The 4,546-nt window shown below is 65.3% G+C and carries 5 protein-coding genes and 1 pseudogene; all 6 read right to left on the minus strand.

Translation table 11 applies throughout. The annotated features are described in order from the left end of the window. The coding region (gene glyA / locus A2J03_RS04225; RefSeq protein WP_156520193.1) for a serine hydroxymethyltransferase at window positions 1-797 on the minus strand (797 nt) is incomplete at its 3' end. After that, window positions 794-1,462: an L-threonylcarbamoyladenylate synthase gene (locus A2J03_RS04230; RefSeq protein ID WP_068370115.1), complete on the minus strand. Its 669-nt coding sequence runs from the start codon at window positions 1,460-1,462 to the stop codon at window positions 794-796. The genes glyA and A2J03_RS04230, both read right to left, overlap by 4 nt. 92 nt (window positions 1,463-1,554) lie before the next feature. Beyond that, entirely contained in the window at window positions 1,555-2,439 is an 885-nt protein-coding gene (gene prmC / locus A2J03_RS04235; RefSeq protein ID WP_068370124.1) for a peptide chain release factor N(5)-glutamine methyltransferase, read from the minus strand. Between the two features lie 41 nt (window positions 2,440-2,480). Continuing rightward, window positions 2,481-3,266, minus strand: a complete 786-nt coding sequence (locus tag A2J03_RS04240; RefSeq protein WP_068370118.1) for an SHOCT domain-containing protein — start codon at window positions 3,264-3,266, stop codon at window positions 2,481-2,483. A 39-nt stretch (window positions 3,267-3,305) separates the two neighbouring features. Continuing rightward, window positions 3,306-4,385 carry a peptide chain release factor 1 gene (prfA, locus tag A2J03_RS04245; protein ID WP_068370121.1) on the minus strand — a complete coding sequence of 360 codons (1,080 nt, stop codon included), beginning with the start codon at window positions 4,383-4,385 and terminating at the stop codon, window positions 3,306-3,308. A 92-nt stretch (window positions 4,386-4,477) separates the two neighbouring features. After that, window positions 4,478-4,546 (minus strand): annotated as a pseudogene (locus tag A2J03_RS31920) (50S ribosomal protein L31); the annotation flags it as partial.

Genomic DNA, 4,546 nt, shown 5'->3' on the forward strand with positions numbered 1-4,546 from the left:
CCCTGACTGAACGGGAAGACAGCTTTGTCGATGGCCCGCGCGTGCTCCTCGCGGCACATCAGCATGCCACCGCGCGGCCCTCGCAACACCTTGTGAGTGGTGGCAGACACGACGTCGGCATACGGGACGGGCGACGGAATCGCCTGTCCGGCAACCAGTCCGATGAAATGCGCCGCGTCGACCCATAGGATCGCACCTGCCTCGTCGGCGATGGATCGGAACGCTGCGAAATCGATCTCTCGCGAGTAGGCCGTCGCTCCCGCGACGATGATCCGGGGTCGGTGCAGAAGCGCCAACTCGCGTACCTCGTCGTAGTCGATGAGCTCGGTGTCGCGGCGCACGTGATACGGAACGGCGGTGAACCACCTGCCTGAGAAATTGACCTTGGAACCGTGGGTCAGGTGGCCACCGTGCGGCAGACTCATCGCGAGCACGGCGTCGCCCGGTTGCGCGAAGGCCGCGTAGACGGCCAGGTTCGCACTTGCCCCCGAATGCGGCTGCACGTTGACGTGGTCGGCACCGAAAAGGGACTTTGCGCGCTCGATCGCCAGAGTCTCGGCGCGGTCGACCACCTCGCATCCGCCGTAATAGCGGTTGCCCGGATAGCCCTCGGCGTACTTGTTCGTCAGAACGCTCCCCTGCGCAGCCAGCACAGCAGCCGAAGTGAGATTCTCGCTGGCGATGAGCTGAAGGCCACCGCGCAATCGGTCGAGTTCATCGGTGACGACGTCGGCGATCTCGGGATCGACCGCCGCGAGCGCGGCGAAATCCGGACCGAAGAATCGCGGTTCCGTCACGACGCCGTACTCCCCTGCACAAGACTGTCCGCGGTGACCCCGAGCACCTCGGCGACGGCATCGGTCGAAATTGCGCCTGCCCGCAGAATTTTGGGCTGCTCCGATGTCAGATCGACGATCGTCGACGCGACGGCATGCTCGGCGGGGCCGCCATCGAGGTAGACCGCAGCCGAACCGCCGAGCTGGTCCCTCGCCTCGGTCACCGTCGTCGCGGGGGGTTGACCCGAGATGTTCGCGCTGGAGACCGCGAGCGGACCGACCTCACGCAATAGTTCGAGCGCGACCGGATGCAAAGGCATACGCAACATCACGGTGCCGTGCGCATCGCCCAGATCCCACGCGAGGGACGGTGCCTGCTGCACGACGAGACTCAGCGCGCCGGGCCAGAATGCTCTGATCAGATCTCTCGTCCGCGGCCTCACGCTCCCGACGAGACCGTCGATCGTGTTCCAGGAACCGACGAGCACCGGCACCGGCATGTCCCGGCCGCGCCCCTTGGCGCGGAGCAGATCGGTGACAGCGCTGCCGTCGAACGCGTCGGCTGCGAGGCCGTACAGGGTGTCCGTCGGCATGACCACCAGACGCCCGGACTTGAGTGCGCCCCGGGCTGCGGACAACCCGGCTGCTCGAGAATCGGCATGCTGGCAGTCGTAGACGGTACTCACCCCCCTATCCTGTCACTCGTTGCATCGCCGGCGGCGTCAAGGTTGGCCCAGTGGGTCGCATGTCGACCGGATCGCCCACGCGGGCAATCGGCCTAGCTGTCCGCGGAGACCGCCCGTGACGCGACGACGAACCGAGGGCGACCGGACAAATCGGGATGCTCGACGACGTCGGTGAACACACGTCTCCGTTCGAACAACGCTGCGACGCGATCGCCGTGTGAATCATCGTGTTCGACACCTACTCCCCCACCTACGGCGAGCCACCGAGCGATGTTGCCGATCATCGGCTCGATGACCGAGAGTCCGTCGGCGCCACCGAAAAGGGCCAGATGTGGATCGTGCTCGAGTACCTCCGGCTCCAACTCGGCGCCCTCGGGGATGTACGGCGGGTTGGCGACGATGACATCGACCCGGCCGTCGAGTTCGGTCAGCAATTCACGGTCCGTGACATCTCCGTGGTGCAGCGTGATCGGAGTGTCACCGCGTTCGGCACGGAGGTCTGCATTACGGCGAGCCCACGCCAGCGCAGACGGATCGAGTTCGACGGCATGGACCTGCGCGTCAGGCCTCGCATTGGCCAGTGCTAGCGCGAGAGCACCCGAGCCGGTACACAGATCGAGGATGACCGGCGGTTTCCGATCGACCCCTTCCACGAATGCAAGCGCCCAGCCGAGTAGCAGTTCGGTCTCGGGCCGTGGAACGAACACTCCCGGCCCGACTTCGACGTCGATGTTGCCCAACGCCGTCGTTCCGGTGATGTACTGCAACGGAATTCGCTTGGCGCGCTGCTCGATGGTCCGGTAGTACGCCTCGATCACCTCTGGTTCGACGAGGGGAACGAGCCCGAGACGCCCGCGCTCGACGCCCACGAGGTGCGAGGCGAGCAGTTCGGCGTCGACCCTGGGGCTGGGCACACCGGCTGCCTCCAGGGTCGCGGTTGCCTCCAGAATGGCCAAGCGAAGCGGTTTCCGAGTCACCACTACAGCGTGCCATGCCGTACCGACGCCCCGCGCATGCGTCAGATTCGCTTCAGAAGCTCGGCCTTCTTGGTGAAGAACTCGTCGTCGGTCAGAATGCCTTTGTTGTGCAGTGATGCGAGCGACTCGATGGCCGAGGTGACGTCGTCGATGTTCAGGCCTCCAGGGGAACCCGTGTCGGCGACGGGCGACGACTGTGGCTGAAAGTTCGATGGGGCCTGCGAGGGCGCCGGGGCCTGTTCGGGTGTCCGGGATGGGGCTTGGGCAGACTGCGACGGATCGACCAAGGGCAGGCTCGCAGCGGTGAACGTGCCGTACTGACTGGTGGACTCCAGCGAGCCCGGGCCGCCACCCTGCTGCTGTTGCACGCCACCGATCGAGTGATCGAGCGTGTCGTAGACCGACAGGCGGCCGTTGGCCAGCACCGCAAGACGTCGAGCATTCGGGAAGTAGGCGTACTGCGAGCCGTTCTGCCCGCCGCTGGAACTGGGGCTGCCGAGATCGCTCGGCCACCAACTGGAGCCGAATCCCGAGTTCGACTGCGCGGGCGGGTAGACCTGCTGATTCGCCAGCAACTCGGACAGGTCGCGGCACAATCCGTCGACGCGTGCTTTGAGTCCGTGGTCGAACATGTTCCCGACCATCGTCATCCCGCCGCGCATCCACTGTCCCCCGCCGCCGAGTTCGGGGACGTTGAACTGTGCCATCGATCCACGACCGGCGTTGACGGCGTCGAGCATCGTGCGTACGGCTGCGGTGGAGACGCCGTACCGGCCGGCCAACTCCGCAACTGCGTTCTCACCCGCGGGTGTCAGTTCCTGGTACATCGGCACCTTTCCTGTGCGCTTCGGCCCGTGGGAGGCGAATTATTCGGCTTGCATCCGCGCGTCTCGATCGGCCTTGGCAAGGGCGTCGAGCAACGCATCGAGCTCACCATCGAGTACGGCGTCCAGGTTATGCGACTTGTAGCCGATCCGATGATCGGTGATGCGGTTCTCCGGAAAGTTGTAGGTGCGAATGCGCTCGGAACGGTCGACGGTGCGAACCTGACTTGCTCGTCCGGCCGCGGCCTCTTCGTCGGCAGCCTCCTCGGCCGCAGCTTGCAGTCGAGCCGCGAGGACCTGCATCGCACGCGCCTTGTTCTGAAGCTGAGAGCGTTCGTTCTGACAGGTGACGACGATCCCGGTGGGCAAGTGGGTGATGCGCACAGCGGAGTCGGTCGTATTGACGCCCTGCCCGCCCTTGCCGGACGAACGGTAGACGTCGATCCGGAGGTCGGTCTCGTCGATCTGTACTTCCTCGACCTCGTCGGGCTCCGGGTAGACCAGGATTCCGGCCGCGGACGTGTGCACTCGTCCCTGAGATTCGGTCACCGGCACTCTCTGAACGCGATGCACGCCACCTTCGAACTTCAGTCGGGCCCACACACCGTCGACCGAACTGCCCTTCGCCTTGATGGACAACGTCGCGTCCTTGTAGCCGCCGAGATCGGAGACATTGGCGTCGAGGATTTCGACCCGCCACCCGCGACGCTCGGCGTAGCGCACATACATCCGTGCAAGGTCGGCGGCGAACAGTGCCGATTCCTCGCCTCCCTCACCGGATTTGACCTCCATCACGATGTCGTCGCCATCGTGCGGATCACGCGGAGCGAGAAGATCGGCAAGAGTCTGTTCGAGGGCCACCACAGTCGCCTCGAGTTCAGGAACCTCGGCGGCGAAGGACGCATCGTCGGCGCCCAACTCGCGTGCAGCCGCGAGATCGTCCTGCGCGGACGTGAGTTTCCCGTGAACCGACATGATCGGGGCGAGTTCGGCGAATCGCTTGCCCGCACGCCGCGCCGCCGCCGGATCGTCGTGCAAGGCAGGGTCGGCGAGCTGCTGTTCCAGGCCCGAATGCTCGGCCAGAATGTCGTCGATGGCCGAAGGCTTCGTCGTCCTCGCCATGGGTGCGCTCCGCTCTAGTACTCGATGAGTCCATATATACAAAAGCCGACGCCCGCCCTGTAGACATCACAGGACGGGCGTCGGGAGAAAAGCTAGCTGTCGGCGTCAGCCTTCTTGCCGGCACGCTTTCCGTAGCGAGCCTCGAAGCGCGCAACGCGACC

Source organism: Rhodococcus sp. EPR-157, assembly GCF_001647195.1.
Classification (GTDB): domain Bacteria; phylum Actinomycetota; class Actinomycetes; order Mycobacteriales; family Mycobacteriaceae; genus Rhodococcoides.